Origin of the sequence: Streptomyces sp. NPDC002018 (genome assembly GCF_042890865.1) — a bacterium.
In the GTDB taxonomy this organism is placed as follows: Bacteria; Actinomycetota; Actinomycetes; order Streptomycetales; family Streptomycetaceae; genus Streptomyces.
Genome location: NZ_JBIASO010000001.1, coordinates 736084 through 749480 on the forward strand (window position 1 = coordinate 736084; position 13397 = coordinate 749480).

The window sequence follows — 13397 nt, forward strand, 5'->3', positions numbered from 1 at the left end:
GCCGCGTCCGATGCGGGTCCCTGGGGCCGCCGCGCATGCCGTTCCCGCCGCTCCCGCTCCCGCTCTCGATGTCCTGGACGGGTGCCAAGGGTGCGGGAGAGGGCGAGCGCACCGGCGACCGCGGCGACCACAGTGGTGTGGTGGTGCGCCACGAAGCGTTCGCCGGGATCCCCGCCGACGGGGTGTCCGTCGCGGGGCATGAGCCCGTCCTCGTGCTGAGGACGGGCCAGTCGCTCCCGGTCCGTCGGGTCGCGGTACGGAACGGCAGCGGACTCCCGATGATCATAAGCGCGGCCACCGGATCCCACCCGGCGATCCCGGCCCGGACGCCGGTCCGGACGGGCAGCCGGTCGCCGAGGCAACGGGCCGTCCCGGTGAGGACTCCGGAAGGCCCGCGCACCGGCGCGCGTCCGGCCTGTACCGCGTCCGGTCTCTACCGCGTCCGGCCTATACCGCGTCATCCACATGGAAGGGGATCGTCGTCACCACGATCTTCGGCAGCGGCCGCAGCGCCCGGCGCAGCCGCCCGGCGAGCGGGCTCTGGAGCAGCCGGTGCCACCAGTGCCGTACGACGATCTCCGGGAGGATCACCGTGATGGTCAGATCCGGACGCTGATGGTGGAGCTGCTCGATGTAGCTGATCAACGGCGTCACGATGGCCCGATAGGGGGAGAGGACGATCCGCAGGGGGAGATGGTCGCCCCACATGAGCCATCCCTCGCGGAACCGCTCGGCGTCCTCGTCGCTCGGACTGACATGCAGGGCCAGAACGGGCTGCTGGAGGGAGGCGGCGTAGGCCAGCGCGCGCATGCTCGCCTGGTGCAGCGCGTCCACCAGGACGACGGACAGATGCAGGATCTCGTCGGGCGTCTCCTCCCTCTCCACCTCCCGCGGTCCGCGGGACAGCTCCCGCGCCGACGCGCCCTCGGCCTTCTCCGGCACCTGTTTCGGTACGCAGTCCTCCGGCCGCGGCGGGAGCGCGCGTCCCGGGATCTCGATCATCTCGGAGTGCAGCCGCAGCGCCTGGTGCAGCCGGTCGTAGTGGCGCCGGATCCTGGTCGTCACCAGCAGGAACAGCACGACCGTGAGAATGGCGAGCCATGCCCCCTGGGTGAATTTGGTGATGCCCGCGGTGACGAAGACGACGGCCGAGAGCAGGGCCCCCGTCGCGTTGAAGGCGAGGCTCTTGCGCCAGTGCCGCTCACGCCCGCGCCACCAGTGGACCACCATGCCGCACTGCGACAGGGTGAAGGCGAGAAAGACCCCGACGGCGTACAGCGGAATGAGAGACGCGGTTCTGCCCTCGAAGGCGACAAAGATCACGGCCGCCGCCACGGAGAGCAGGATGATGCCGTTGCTGAACGCCAGCCGGTCACCCAGCCGCAGAAAGATCCTCGGCGCGTGGTTGTCACGGGCCAGCAGGTACAGCACGCGGGGGAAGTCGTTGTACGCGGTGTTCGCCGCGAGCAGCAGCACCAGGGCCGTGGCCGCCTGGATGAAGATGTACATGCCGCCGGAGCCGAAGCTGTGATGGGCGAGCTGGGACAGGACGGTCTCGTTCCGCTCGGGCACCACACCCGTCAGATGGACCACCGCGATCGTGCCGGCGAACAGGGTGATGAGCAGGCCGATCATCCAGGACAGCGTCGTGCGCGCGTTGCGCCAGGCGACGGGCTCGAAGGCCGGCACCGCGTTGGAGATCGCCTCGATGCCGGTCATCGCCGTCGACCCGGAGGCGAACGCCCGCATCACCAGCAGCAGACCGACCCCCTCGACCACATGCGGCGCCGGCGCCGGGACGGGCTGGAAGTCGCGCCCCGCCGCGTCGTACAGCCCCGCCACCACGAGCGAGAGCACCGCGATGATGAACGCGTAGGTGGGCGCGGCGAACAGCGCGCCGGCCTGTTTGACACCCCGTAGATTCCCGGCGAGCAGCAGGGCGATCACCAGCAGGCCGATCGGCACCACCTCGTCCGACAGCCCGGGGAGCGCCGAGGTGACCGCCGCCATCCCGGAGGAGATCGAGACGGCGACCGTGAGGACGTAGTCCGTCATCAGACCGGCCGCGGCCATCAGCCCCGGCACGCGGCCGAGATTGTCCGTCGCGACGATGTACGACCCGCCGCCGCGCGGATACGCGCGGATCGTCTGACGGTACGACAGTCCCACCGCCAGCATCAGAAAGACGATCGCCCCCGCCACCGGCAGCGAGTAGGCGAGTCCGGCGGTACCGGCCAGCACCAGCACGGCGAGCAGCGCCTCGGGACCGTACGCGACCGACGACAGCGCGTCCGCCGAGAGGACGGGCAGTGCCACGATCTTGCGCATCCGCTCCCGGGCGATCGCCGTGCTCCTCAGCGGCGCCCCCAGGATCGCGCGCCGGATGCGCGGGCCGGGACCGCCGGGCTCCGCCTGGGTCTCCACCGTCGCCCTGCCGTCCGGCTCGGCCGGCAGCCCGCCGAGAGGAGGCACCTGTACGATCCGGCCGAAGCGCGGCGGCACGATCTGCGCGGGCTCGGGATAGCGGCCGATGTCGGGGTCCACGGGCAGCGCCGCCCGCCATGCCTCGGGGACGGCGGACACCCGCGCCCACTCACGGCCCACCTGACGCAGCACCATGGCCTGTTCCGCGTCCAGCTTCTCCACGATGACGGGTGTGGGCGTCCCCGCGCTGTCCTCCGGTTCCCGCCCCCGCCGACCGTCTTCTCCCTGGGTATCCGTCACATCCGCGAGTCTCATCGGCTGAGCGCGCCGACCGTCTCTCCCACGGCGGCCGGCGCCCGCGCGGGAACGCCGACAACCCGTTCGGGGGTACGGCGGGCGGGGGAGCCGGCGGGGGCCGCCGCGCCCCAGCGGCCCCCGCCCTCCCCCCTGGCCCCGACGGGGCCGGCTTCTCGGCCGGCCTCTGGCCTTCCGGTCATCCGGCCGGGGCGGGACGCGACCGCGGGCTCACCGCTGGAGCGGCCGGCGGAGGTCCCGGGCTTTCGCGCGTTCTAGGACGCGGTCTTCGGCAGCCCCGGGGGGTTCAGCTCGGAGGAGGTCACGGCCTCGTTCGACAGTCCCCAGCGGGCCAGCACCTTCTCGTACGAGCCGTTCTCGATCACGGTGGCGAGCGCCTCGTGGAGGGCCTTGACCAGGCCGTTGTCCTTCTTGGTGGTCGCCGCGATCTTGCCCTGGACATCGGCGCCGCCGCCCGAGTAGGTACCGATGATCTCGGTCTCCCCGGTGGAGGCGGCGTGGTACGCGGCGACGGGGTTGGGCCCGAGATAGGCGTCGAGGCGTCCGGAGCCCAGGGCGAGGTAGTAGTCGCTCGCGTTCTGGTAGTACTTGATGTCCGTCGCCTTCAGACCGTTCTCCACGTTCTGCTTGCTCCAGTCGACCAGCAGTTTCTCCTGGTTGGTGCCGGAGCCCACGCCGATGGTCTTGCCCGCCACGTCCTTGGGCGCCGCGACCTTCCAGTCGCCGCCCTTCTTCGCCTCGAACGCGAGATTGTCGAGGCGGTAGGTGGCGAAGTCGTACTTCTCCTTGCGCTCCTCGGTGACGGTGATGTTGCCGAAGCCCACGTCGTACTTGCCGCTGTCGAGGCCGACGAAGATATTGGCCCAGTCGACCGTGTGATAGCTGGGCTTCAGCCCCAGTACGTCCGTGACCAGCGACGCGATATCGGTCTCCACCCCGATCACCGTCTTGTCGTCGGTGGCGTAGAAGACCAACGGCGGTACGGACCCGGCGGAGTTGACGATCTCCAGGGTGCCGCGCTCGCGGATCGCCGCGGGGACGAGCGCGGCGATGGAGTCCACCTTGCCCGTGCTGATCCGCTTCTGGTCGGGGCTGAGGTCGATCTTCAGACCGTCCTTGCCCTCGCCCTTGGCCGCCACCTGACCGGTGGCGTCGTCGGCGGAGTTGCCGCAGGCGGAGAGGGAGAGCGTGGCGACAAGGCCGAGCAGGGCGGCGGTGGTACGGAGGACAGGTCTGGACGGCACGGAGGACTCCTCGGTGGAAAAGACGGGTCGATGGAACGGCATGGGCCGGTGACGGGGGGAGAGGAACGTGGGGGAGTGTTGGGCAGTGGCAGTGGCAGTGGCAGTGGCGTGAGCGACGGGGGACGCGGGACGGGGACAGGGACAGAGACAGGGACGGACGGCGTCACAGCACCTTGGAGAGGAACGCCTTGGTCCGTTCGTGGCGCGGCCGGTCGAGAACCTCGGCCGGCGGACCCTGCTCGACGATCACCCCTTCGTCCATGAAGACGACGGTGTCGGCGACCTCACGGGCGAAGCCGATCTCATGGGTGACGACGATCATGGTGGTGCCCGAGCGGGCCAGATCCTTGATGACATCGAGGACCTCGCCCACCAGTTCGGGGTCGAGCGCGGAGGTGGGCTCGTCGAAGAGCAGCACCTTGGGCTCCAGCGCGAGCGCGCGGGCGATGGCCACGCGCTGCTGCTGACCGCCGGAGAGCTGCCGGGGATAGGCGGTGGCCTTGTCGGCGAGGCCCACCCGCTCCAGCAGCCGTTCCGCCTGTTCGACGGCGACCCTGCGCGGGCGGCGCAGCGCGGAGACGGGGGCCTCGATGATGTTCTCGACCACGGTGAGATGCGGGAAGAGATTGAAGTTCTGGAAGACGAACCCGATATGGAGCCGCTGCTTCAGCACCTCCCTCTCCTTGAGCTCATGGAGCCGGGAGCCGGAGCGGCGGTAGCCGATCAGCTCGCCGTCGATGCTGATGTATCCCCGGTTGAGCTTTTCGAGGTGGTTGATGCTGCGCAGCAGGGTCGACTTCCCCGACCCCGAGGGGCCGAGCACGACGGTGACCTCGCCGGTGCGGACCTGGAGGTCGACCCCGCGCAGCACCTCCAGCGTGCCGAAGTTCTTGTGCACGCCCCGCACATCGACCATCAGACCGCCGGTGCCGGTGCCGGTGCCGGTGCCCGTGCCCGCGTCGGTGAGGGTGTCCGTGTCCCCGGCCGTCTTCGTGTCCGTGTGCGCGCCCTTGTCCGGGGTGTTGTCACCGGGGGCGGTGCCGGCGGCGCTGTCGGTACTCATCGCGGGAAACCTCCGGTGGCGGCAGCGGCCCGCACTCTGCGGGTGAAGCTCCTGGCTCGTTGGAACGGGGTGGGCACAGGAGTGCGCTCGGCCCCGCGCGCGAAGTGCCGCTCCACGTAGTACTGGGCGATGGACAGCAGAGTCGTGAGCAGGATGTACCAGGCGGTGGCGACCATCAGCAGTGGTACGACCCGGCCGTTACGGCCGTAGATCACCTGAACCTGGTAGAACAGCTCGCCGATCGCCATCACGGAGACGATCGAGGTGCCCTTGAAGAGGGAGATCACCTCGTTGGCGGCGTTCGGCAGGATGCCCCGCATCGCCTGGGGCAGCAGGATCCGGCGTATCTGCCGCAGCCGCGGGATACCCAGCGCCGCCGCGGCTTCGAGCTGCCCGCCGTCGACGGAGATGATCCCGCCGCGCACGATCTCGGCGGCATAGGCGGCCTGATGCAGTGCCAGACCGATGACGGCGGCCGACATCGCGCCGACCAGGTTCATGGTCTCGAAGCTCCACAGCACCGGACCGAAGGGGATGCCGACCCCCAACTCCTGGTAGAGATAGGCCAGGTTGAACCAGAACAGGAGCTGGACGATGAGCGGGATCGAGCGGAAGGCCCAGATATAGGTCCAGGCGACCGTCTGGAGGATCACACTGCGCGACAGCCGCATGAAGGCGAGGACGACACCGAGGGCGAAGCCCAGCGCGGTGCCGTACGCGGTGAGCTGGAGGGTCACCCAGACGGCATTCAGGACGCTGTCGGTGGAGAGATAGAGGAAGAAGGTGTCCCAGTCCCAGCCCGGGTTGGTGACCAGACCGTGGAGGAACTGGGCGACGACGACCAGTGCGGCCGCACCGGCCACCCAGCGCCAGTAGTGGCGCGCGGGCACGACCTTGAGCGCGGCGAGTTCGGCCTCGCTCGGTGCCGGTGCCGCCTTCGCCGAGGGGGCGGACGACGACGGCGGGGCGTCGGACGGTGCTGCGGAGGGCGGTGACGGCACGGCGGGTCTGTCCGCGTCGGTGCCGGTTGCTGTGTCCATCGGGGGCTCCTGCCGGTTACTTCGTCTCGGGCGGACTGATGAGGGACTCCTCGATGGCGGAGTCCTGCGTCCCCCACTTGGTGAGAATCCGGCCGTACGTGCCGTTGTCGATCAGCTCGTTGACAGCACCCTGGAAGGCCTTGAGCAGCGGGGAGCCCTTCGCGAAGGCGAAACCGACGTCGAGCCGGTGGAACTCGCCCAGGAACGTGACCCCGGCCGCCGGCTGCGAGGCCTGGTAGCGCAGACCGTTGATGGTCGACATCACGACATCGATCCGGCCCTGCTGAAGACTGGTCAGGATGGCGCCGTTGTCGGAGAACACCTGCACCGTGTACGGCTTCTTGCCCGCGTCCGCGCAGACACTCTTCTGCGAGTTCAGCGTCGCCTCGAAGGTCGTGCCCGCCGACGTGCCCACGGCCTTGCCGCAGAGCTGGTCGAGCCGGGTCACCTTGCCGAGGCTGGTGTCGTCCTTGCGGACGGCGAACCCCTGGCCGTCATTGATGTAGGTGACGAAGTCGAGGGTCTTGCGGCGCTCGTCGGTGACACCGAAGTTCCCGGTGCCCACGTCGTACTTGCCGCTGCTGAGCGCGGGCAGGATCGCCTCGAAACTGGCGTCCTGCCGCTCCAGCCGCAGCCCCAGGAGCTTGCCGACGCCTTCGGCGATGTCGATGTCGAGACCCGCCGGCCGCCGGCTGGACGTGTCGGGGAAGTACGCGCTGGGCGGCGCCCCCACATAGGAGGCGATCCGCAGCGTCCCCTGCGCGCGGACGTCCTCGGGGAGCAGCTCCGCCAGCGCGGGGTTCTTCTTCAGCGACGCGGTGACATCGTCCGACGGCGCGGGCGACGCGGCGCCCGCCGCCGCGGGACCGGACGGCGCGTCCGCGCCGCAGCCCGCCAGGACCGGTAGGAGCAGAGCCGCCAGGACGGCGGCCGACAGCCGGCCGCGCACGGACCGGGCGGTGCCACGGAGCGCGGGACCGCCCTCCCGTCGGCGTACGGAGGAGTCCACCCGGGGGTGTACGGGCCGGTCGCGGCGCACGGGCCGGAGACGGCCCGGGATCAGGGTGCGCACGGGCTCATACCTTTCCTTCGGTGGATTCAGCTGTGCCGTTGGAGACGGCTGTGTCGGTGGAGACAGCCGTGCCGGCGGGGACAGTCGTGAGGGTGGAGGCCGCGGGGCGGCCGGCGGACCGGTCGGCGGGACGTCCGGCGGGCGGGCCGCCGGGACGGTCGGTCAGACGCTTCTCGAACGAGTGCAGGCCGATGGTCTCCGGGTCCGCGCTCGTGTCGAACAGCGGTGTGTACCCGGTCGTCAGATAGAGCCCCCTGGCCTCGGGCTGACGCGGCCCGGTGGTCAGACGGATCCTGCGGTAGCCCCGTACGGCGGCGATCCGCTCCAGCTCCCCGACCACCCGCACCGCCAGCCCCCGCCGGCGGTGGGCGGAGTGGGTCCAGATCCGCTTCAGCTCGGCCGTGGTCTCGTCGTACCGGCGGAACGCCCCGCCGGCGACCGGCACGCCGTGCTCAAGCAACAGCACCAGGACACCGTGCGGCGGTGCGAACTCCTCCGCCGGGAAGCGGGCCATCTCGCCGTGCGCCGCCTGGCCGTAGCGGCTGGTGTACTCATGGTCCAGCTCGCGCAGCATCGGCAGCACCAGCGGGTCGGAGAGGACGGTTTGCACCCAGGTCAGACCGCCCGGTTCGGCGACGGAGGTCATCAGCCGGCCTCGACCAGGCCGCGTGGGCCGGCCGCCGCCCGCTCGGCGTCCCGCCTGGCGACCTCTTCGCGCACCAGCGGGATGACATGACGGCCGAAGTCGATGGCGTCGCCCAGCAGGTCGTAGCCGCGGGCGGAGATGATGTCCACACCCAGGTCGTAGTAGTCGAGCAGGGCTTGCGCGACCGTCTCCGGCGTCCCGACCAGGGCGTTGGAGTTGCCCGCGCCCCCGGTGGCCGCGGCGGTCGGCGTCCACAGGGCCCGGTCGAAGCGCTCGCCCGACTCCGCGATCGCGATCAGCCGCTGCGAGCCGGTGTTCTCGGGCTCTCCCCGGCGGTGATGGCGCACCAGGGACGCCCCGCCCCGCTCCCTGAGGGTCTTGATCCTGTCCACCGTCCGGTGCGCCTTCTCCCAGGCGAGTTCCTCGGTCGGCGCGATGATCGGCCGGAAGGCCACCTGGATACGGGGCGGGGTGGTACGGCCGGCCGCGCGTGCGGCGGCCTTCACCGCCTCGATCTGTTCCGCGGTCCTCTCCAGCGGCTCGCCCCACAGGCAGTAGATGTCCGCCTCGGCGCCGCCCGCCTCGTACGCGGCCGGAGAGGAGCCGCCGAACGAGACATCCGGCCGGGGCTCCTGGACCGGGAAGACATCGCTGACGAAGTCATGGAACCGGTAGTGCTCGCCCTCGTGGTCGAACGCCTCCCGCGTGGTCCAGATCCGCTTGACGATCTCGATGTACTCGCGCGTACGGGAGTAACGCCCGTCCTTGGTGAGGGTGTCGCCCTCGCGGCCCTGCTCGTGGTCGTTGCCGCCGGTGATGAAGTGGACGGTGAGCCGCCCGTCGCTGATCCGGTCCAGTGTGGCGAAGGTCTTGGCGGCGAAGGTCGGGTACGACACATTCGGCCGGTGCGCCAGCAGGAGCTGGAGCCTGTCCAGACGGGAGGCGATGAACGCGGCGGCCGGAGCGGGATCGGGCGAGCCCGAACCGTACGCGAACAGCACACGGTCCCAGCCGTGGTCCTCGTGGGCGCGGGCCAGCTTGAGCGTGTACTCCTTGTCGAACGCGGCGCCGGAGCGGGGATTCGTCTCCGACCCGTCGTGGGTGGCGGCGATACCGAGGAACTCCACAGGCATGACGGACCTTTCGTACGGCGGAGAAGAGCGGGTGTACGCGGACGGAGGGCATGCCGGAGGAACCCTCGGCGGACCGCGGCCACGGCGGCTCGGTGGATCGACAGATCTACGGACCGACGGAGCGATGGATCGGCGGACAGCGGATCGGCGATCCACGGCGGAACCAAGAACTGAGGAAGGTGAGGAAGGTGAGGAAGGTGAGGAAAGCCGGAGAAACAGGAAGGGGTCAGGAAGAGGTCAGGAAGAGACGCAGGAGGGGATCAGGCACAGACCAGGAGAGCGGAAGTGCAAGAAGCGGAGTGGCACGTGGAACGTCGGGAAAGACGGCAGCGTGCGCCCGGTGAGGAAGGGGAACTTGGCCCACGACGGGGTCACCGAGGGAGGGAGGGGCCGGTCGGGCGGCCCGCTGCCGGGTCAGGTGCGATCAGGCGCAACACGAGGCGGACCACACGCGACCGAAGTCGATGTGCCCGCGAATGACCAACGGCAGCTGCTTCTGCATGCAGCCAATTGAGCACGGGACTTTCATCTAAGTCAACCGGTGTTCGCAGTGTGGGCGGGCACCGGGCGCCTTGACAAACGCGCGGCCCCCGCCCGTACGATCGAGGCGTGTCCGGTTCCTGTGCGCACCTCGGCCCCCTGGGGCACCCGAGGTGAACACCCAACCGGGCCAGCCGTGTTGAGGGACACGGTGCGCGTGATGACGACCGGCTCACCCCGGGGTACACCGACCGCCGCCGACCGCACTTCCGCCGGAGCCCTCACATGTCTGTATCTCCCGATGTTCTCCGCGTCCCGGACGCGGCCCCGCCGAGACGCGACGATCTGACGCCGCCGCGGGCCGACGAGATCTCCCGGATCGTGCCGCGCCGGCATCCCGGCCGGTGGCTGTCGGCCGCCGCCGCGCTGCTGGTCCTCGCGATGGTCGTCAACTCGGTCATCCGCAACCAGCGGTTCCAGTGGAGCGTGGTGGGCCAGTACTTCACCACGCCCGCCGTGCTGGACGGCCTGCTGCTCACGCTCTGGCTGACCGCGGCCGTGATGGTGCTCGGCTTCGTCATCGGCACGGTGTTCGCCGTGATGCGGCTCTCCGCCAACCCCGTGCTGCGCACCATCAGTTGGGGATACGTATGGATCTTCAGATCCACGCCGCTGCTGGTGCAGCTCCTCTTCTGGTTCAATATCGGCGCGCTCTATCCGACGCTCGGCATCGGCATCCCCTTCGGCCCCGAGTTCCTCACCTTCAAGACCGTGAACCTCTTCGGCGCCGGACTCACCGCGCTGATCGGCCTCACCCTGCACGAGGCGGCCTACGCGGCGGAGGTGGTGCGCGGCGGGATCCTCTCGGTGGACGCCGGCCAGACGGAGGCCGCCCAGGCCCTGGGGCTCAGCCGGTGGCGGGTGCTGCGCCGCGTCATCGTGCCGCAGGCGATGCGCTCCATCGTTCCCACCGCGGGCAATATGCTCATCGGCACCCTGAAGGGGACGAGCATCGTCAGTGTGCTCGCCGTACAGGACCTGCTGTTCTCGGTGCAGCTCATCTACAACCGCACCTACCAGGTCATCCCGCTGCTGATGGTCGCGACCATCTGGTACATCGTCGTCACCAGTGTGCTGTCCGCCGGCCAGTTCTATGTCGAGCGGTACTACGCCCGGGGCGCGGCCCGCGAGCTCCCGGCCACGCCGCTCCAGCGTCTGCGCGGCAGAGCCGCCGCCGTGACCGGACGGCTCCGTACCGCGACCGCCCCCGACGCGAAACTCCGCTGAGTCCGCGCCCCCGGCCGTCCTTGATCAGCCCCTGACCGTCCTCGATCGCTCGACGCGCCCGCTCACCGGAAATCGGGAAGAATTTCCGGGGTACGAGCAGTGCTGTACGAGAAGCCGTACGAGTACGAGCAGGACAGCACGGAAAGGACGTGAATCGCATGCGTGTGGCATTCCTCGCGGCACCCGAGGGTGTGGAGCAGGTCGAACTGACCGAACCGTGGAAGGCCGTGGGCGACGCCGGCGGCGAGCGCGTACTGGTCTCCACGGCACCGGGTGAGATCCAGGCGTTCAACCATCTCGACAAGGCGGACACCTTCCCCGTCGACCGCACGGTGTCCGAGACGGACGCGGGTGACTACGACGCGCTGGTGCTGCCCGGCGGTGTGGCCAATCCGGACATGCTGCGGACGGACCCCGCGGCCGTGTCGTTCATCAAGGGCTTCTTCGACGCGGGCAAGCCGGTGGCGGCGATCTGCCATGCCCCGTGGACGCTGATCGAGGCGGACGTGGTGCGGGGCAGGACACTGACCTCGTGGCCGAGCCTGCGGACCGACCTCGGCAACGCGGGCGCCACCTGGGTCGACGAGCAGGTCCAGGTCTGCACCTCCGCGCCGAGCACCCTGATCACCAGCCGGAAGCCGGACGACCTCAACGCCTTCTGCGCGACATTCCTCAAGGAATTCGGCGCCTGAGGGCTGTTCCGTAGGGTCCGTAGGGCCTGAGCGCTTCCCCGTTGTTCAGGCCCTACGGGCCCGGCGTTGTTCAGGCCCTGCGGGCCCGGCCGGTGTCCGTCCTGGGCACCGCCTCGCACCGGGCCTTCGCCCCATCGCCTCGTACCGGCCCTTCACCCCACCGCCTTCACCCCACCGCCTTCACCCTGCTGTCAGGGCAGGACGGCCAGGGTGAAGGAGTGCCCGGCCGGATCCGAGTAGACCCGCGTGTCGCGCGGCCCCCCGTTGTCCTTGGTGTCCAGCGGCCGGGCGCCCAGGCTGATCGCCTCGCGCTCCGCCTCGTCCATCTCCTCCCGGGCCACCAGGATCCGCAGATGCGCCTGCTGGGAGCTTTCGGGGCGCGGCCAACTGGCGGGAGCGTGGCCATGATCACGGCGGATCGCGAGATGGACCCCGGCATGGCCGACGATCTCCACGAAGTCCGGATCCTTGCCGATGCGGCTCTCCGCGTTGAGGAACGTCGTATAGAACTCGGCGAGTTCGACAGGTTCGGCGCTGTCGAGAACGAGCACACTGGTCTTGGTGACGGTCATGTGGGCGCGCCTACCCCCTGTTACGGCACGCACACGTGGCGCCCACCCGACCCCGCCCGCTCCGGTCGCACACTCCGGCCGCGGGGGAGAGGGTGGAGACCGGACACCGGACACGGAGAGGAACGATCCACGTGAACACTGCGGACCAGCCCATGGACGAGGTCGTCGTGGCGCTCACCGACGGGGTCAAGGAGGACGCGGAGGCGGTGTTCGGCGTGCTCGGCACGGCCTTCGAGTGTGACCGCGCGGCCGATGACGTCCCCCAGGACGTGGCCGGAGAGCGCCCCACCGTATGGATCGCGACATTCGACGCCTCCCATGTGCGGACGGAGCCGGGCCCCGCCCGGCTGACGGCGTCGGTCACGGCGACCCTCCAGGGCGGATACTCGGCGGTGGACAGCCTGCGCAGGACGCTGGCCTCGGCCTTCACCGTCCACGATGTCGGTACGGCCTTCGGCGACCAGGAGGAAGAGATCCAGGTGCTGCTGGAGAGCAGGTAGCGAGCCACGGGCTCCGGGCCCCGGCCCGGAGCCCGTGTGCGCGGGGCGCCGGGGCCGGCTCAGGACCGCGGCGCCGGGACGTGCCCGGCCCGCGGTGACGCGCTGCGACGCCCTTCCCGCCACCGGCCCTCGTGTTGCGGTTCCGGACGGCTCACCCCACCCTGAGGATGACCCAGAAGTGGCTGTCGCTCACGCTTCGTACTCGGGGGTCGTTGTCACAACGTGGTGAAGCTCGTGGGCCTCTCTGCGAGGAGCCTCGATCATGACCGTTCCACCCGACCGCCATTACGCGGTCGAACTGCACGCCTCTCCGGGACGTGTTCCGCAACTCCGGCGCATCGTCGCCGCGCATCTGCGGCACTGGAAGCTCGACCTGCATGTCATACCCGTCGGCAAAGGTGTCGAGGAACTTCTGACCAATGTCCACCGCCATGTCGGTGACGACAACCGCTGTGTGCTCGAACTGCGCTGGACGGGCCGCTATCTCACCGCCTCCGTCGAGGACAACGGCCCCCGCATGCCACGGCTGCTCACGGCCGGGGGCGGCGGTCTCGCCAGGGTCGCCGCGCTGAGCGACAGTTGGGGGACGTGTGCGACGGCCGAGGGCAAGGTCATCTGGTTCACCAGGAGTGTCCGAAGTCCTCAGGACGTCCCGCGTACGCCCCGGCCACCGCTCACCGGGCTCGACGCGGCGCGGTGCGAACCCGTCCCGGTGGACGGCCCCGTCCCGGCCGTACCTCCCGTGCCTCCCGTACTCCTCGTACCGGCCTCTCCTGTTCCCGCCCTGGTGTGAGCCCGACCGGGACGCCCCGCAAGCGCCGCGCGTCCGGGGACTGCCCCGCACCGGGCGGACGCCGTGGGCGCGGCGATCGCCGCGCGCCGGGGAAACGGCCTGTGCCGGGGAAACGGCCTGTACCGGTGAATCGCCG

11 protein-coding genes and 2 pseudogenes are annotated in these 13397 nt (G+C 70.2%); 4 read left to right on the plus strand and 9 right to left on the minus strand.

What is annotated here, in order from left to right; translation table 11 throughout:
* Positions 1-119: 119 nt before the first annotated feature.
* The 8 genes and pseudogenes from ACFYYH_RS03235 to ACFYYH_RS03270 all read right to left on the minus strand — a co-directional run.
* A pseudogene (locus ACFYYH_RS03235) lies at positions 120-467 on the minus strand (DUF6895 family protein); the annotation flags it as partial.
* Positions 448-2328, minus strand: a complete 1881-nt coding sequence (locus ACFYYH_RS03240; RefSeq protein ID WP_388545345.1) for an APC family permease — start codon at positions 2326-2328, stop codon at positions 448-450. The pseudogene ACFYYH_RS03235 and the gene ACFYYH_RS03240, both read right to left, overlap by 20 nt.
* A 665-nt stretch (positions 2329-2993) precedes the next feature.
* On the minus strand, positions 2994-3983 hold the full coding sequence (locus ACFYYH_RS03245; RefSeq protein WP_388545105.1) for an ABC transporter substrate-binding protein: 990 nt from the start codon (positions 3981-3983) through the stop codon (positions 2994-2996).
* A 163-nt stretch (positions 3984-4146) separates the two neighbouring features.
* On the minus strand, positions 4147-4899 hold the full coding sequence (locus ACFYYH_RS03250; RefSeq protein WP_388545347.1) for an amino acid ABC transporter ATP-binding protein: 753 nt from the start codon (positions 4897-4899) through the stop codon (positions 4147-4149).
* A gap of 143 nt (positions 4900-5042) precedes the next feature.
* Complete coding sequence (locus ACFYYH_RS03255; protein ID WP_388545108.1) at positions 5043-6086, minus strand: amino acid ABC transporter permease; 1044 nt, start codon at positions 6084-6086, stop codon at positions 5043-5045.
* A gap of 16 nt (positions 6087-6102) precedes the next feature.
* Entirely contained in the window at positions 6103-7035 is a 933-nt protein-coding gene (locus ACFYYH_RS03260) for an ABC transporter substrate-binding protein (RefSeq protein WP_388545350.1), read from the minus strand.
* 262 nt (positions 7036-7297) lie between these two features.
* Positions 7298-7804 (minus strand): annotated as a pseudogene (locus tag ACFYYH_RS03265) (GNAT family N-acetyltransferase); the annotation flags it as partial.
* Positions 7804-8937, minus strand: coding sequence for an LLM class flavin-dependent oxidoreductase (locus ACFYYH_RS03270; RefSeq protein ID WP_388545111.1), 1134 nt, complete (start codon positions 8935-8937; stop codon positions 7804-7806). The gene ACFYYH_RS03270 and the pseudogene ACFYYH_RS03265, both read right to left, overlap by 1 nt.
* A gap of 765 nt (positions 8938-9702) precedes the next feature.
* Between ACFYYH_RS03270 and ACFYYH_RS03275 the strand changes: the two genes are divergently transcribed.
* Together ACFYYH_RS03275 and ACFYYH_RS03280 are read left to right on the plus strand one after the other, a co-directional pair.
* Complete coding sequence (locus ACFYYH_RS03275) at positions 9703-10704, plus strand: amino acid ABC transporter permease (protein ID WP_388545113.1); 1002 nt, start codon at positions 9703-9705, stop codon at positions 10702-10704.
* Between the two features lie 158 nt (positions 10705-10862).
* The gene (locus ACFYYH_RS03280) at positions 10863-11396 is read left to right on the plus strand and encodes a type 1 glutamine amidotransferase domain-containing protein (protein WP_388545116.1); all 534 of its coding nucleotides are present in this window, start codon (positions 10863-10865) and stop codon (positions 11394-11396) included.
* A gap of 191 nt (positions 11397-11587) precedes the next feature.
* Here the strand turns inward: ACFYYH_RS03280 and ACFYYH_RS03285 are convergent, their stop codons facing one another.
* The gene (locus tag ACFYYH_RS03285; protein WP_388545118.1) at positions 11588-11968 is read right to left on the minus strand and encodes a VOC family protein; all 381 of its coding nucleotides are present in this window, start codon (positions 11966-11968) and stop codon (positions 11588-11590) included.
* Positions 11969-12099: 131 nt separating this feature from the next.
* On the opposite strand from ACFYYH_RS03285, the gene ACFYYH_RS03290 reads away from it, so the two are divergent.
* Entirely contained in the window at positions 12100-12468 is a 369-nt protein-coding gene (locus ACFYYH_RS03290; RefSeq protein WP_388545121.1) for a hypothetical protein, read from the plus strand.
* Positions 12469-12730: 262 nt separating this feature from the next.
* On the plus strand, positions 12731-13261 hold the full coding sequence (locus tag ACFYYH_RS03295; RefSeq protein WP_388545122.1) for an ATP-binding protein: 531 nt from the start codon (positions 12731-12733) through the stop codon (positions 13259-13261).
* Positions 13262-13397 lie beyond the last annotated feature (136 nt).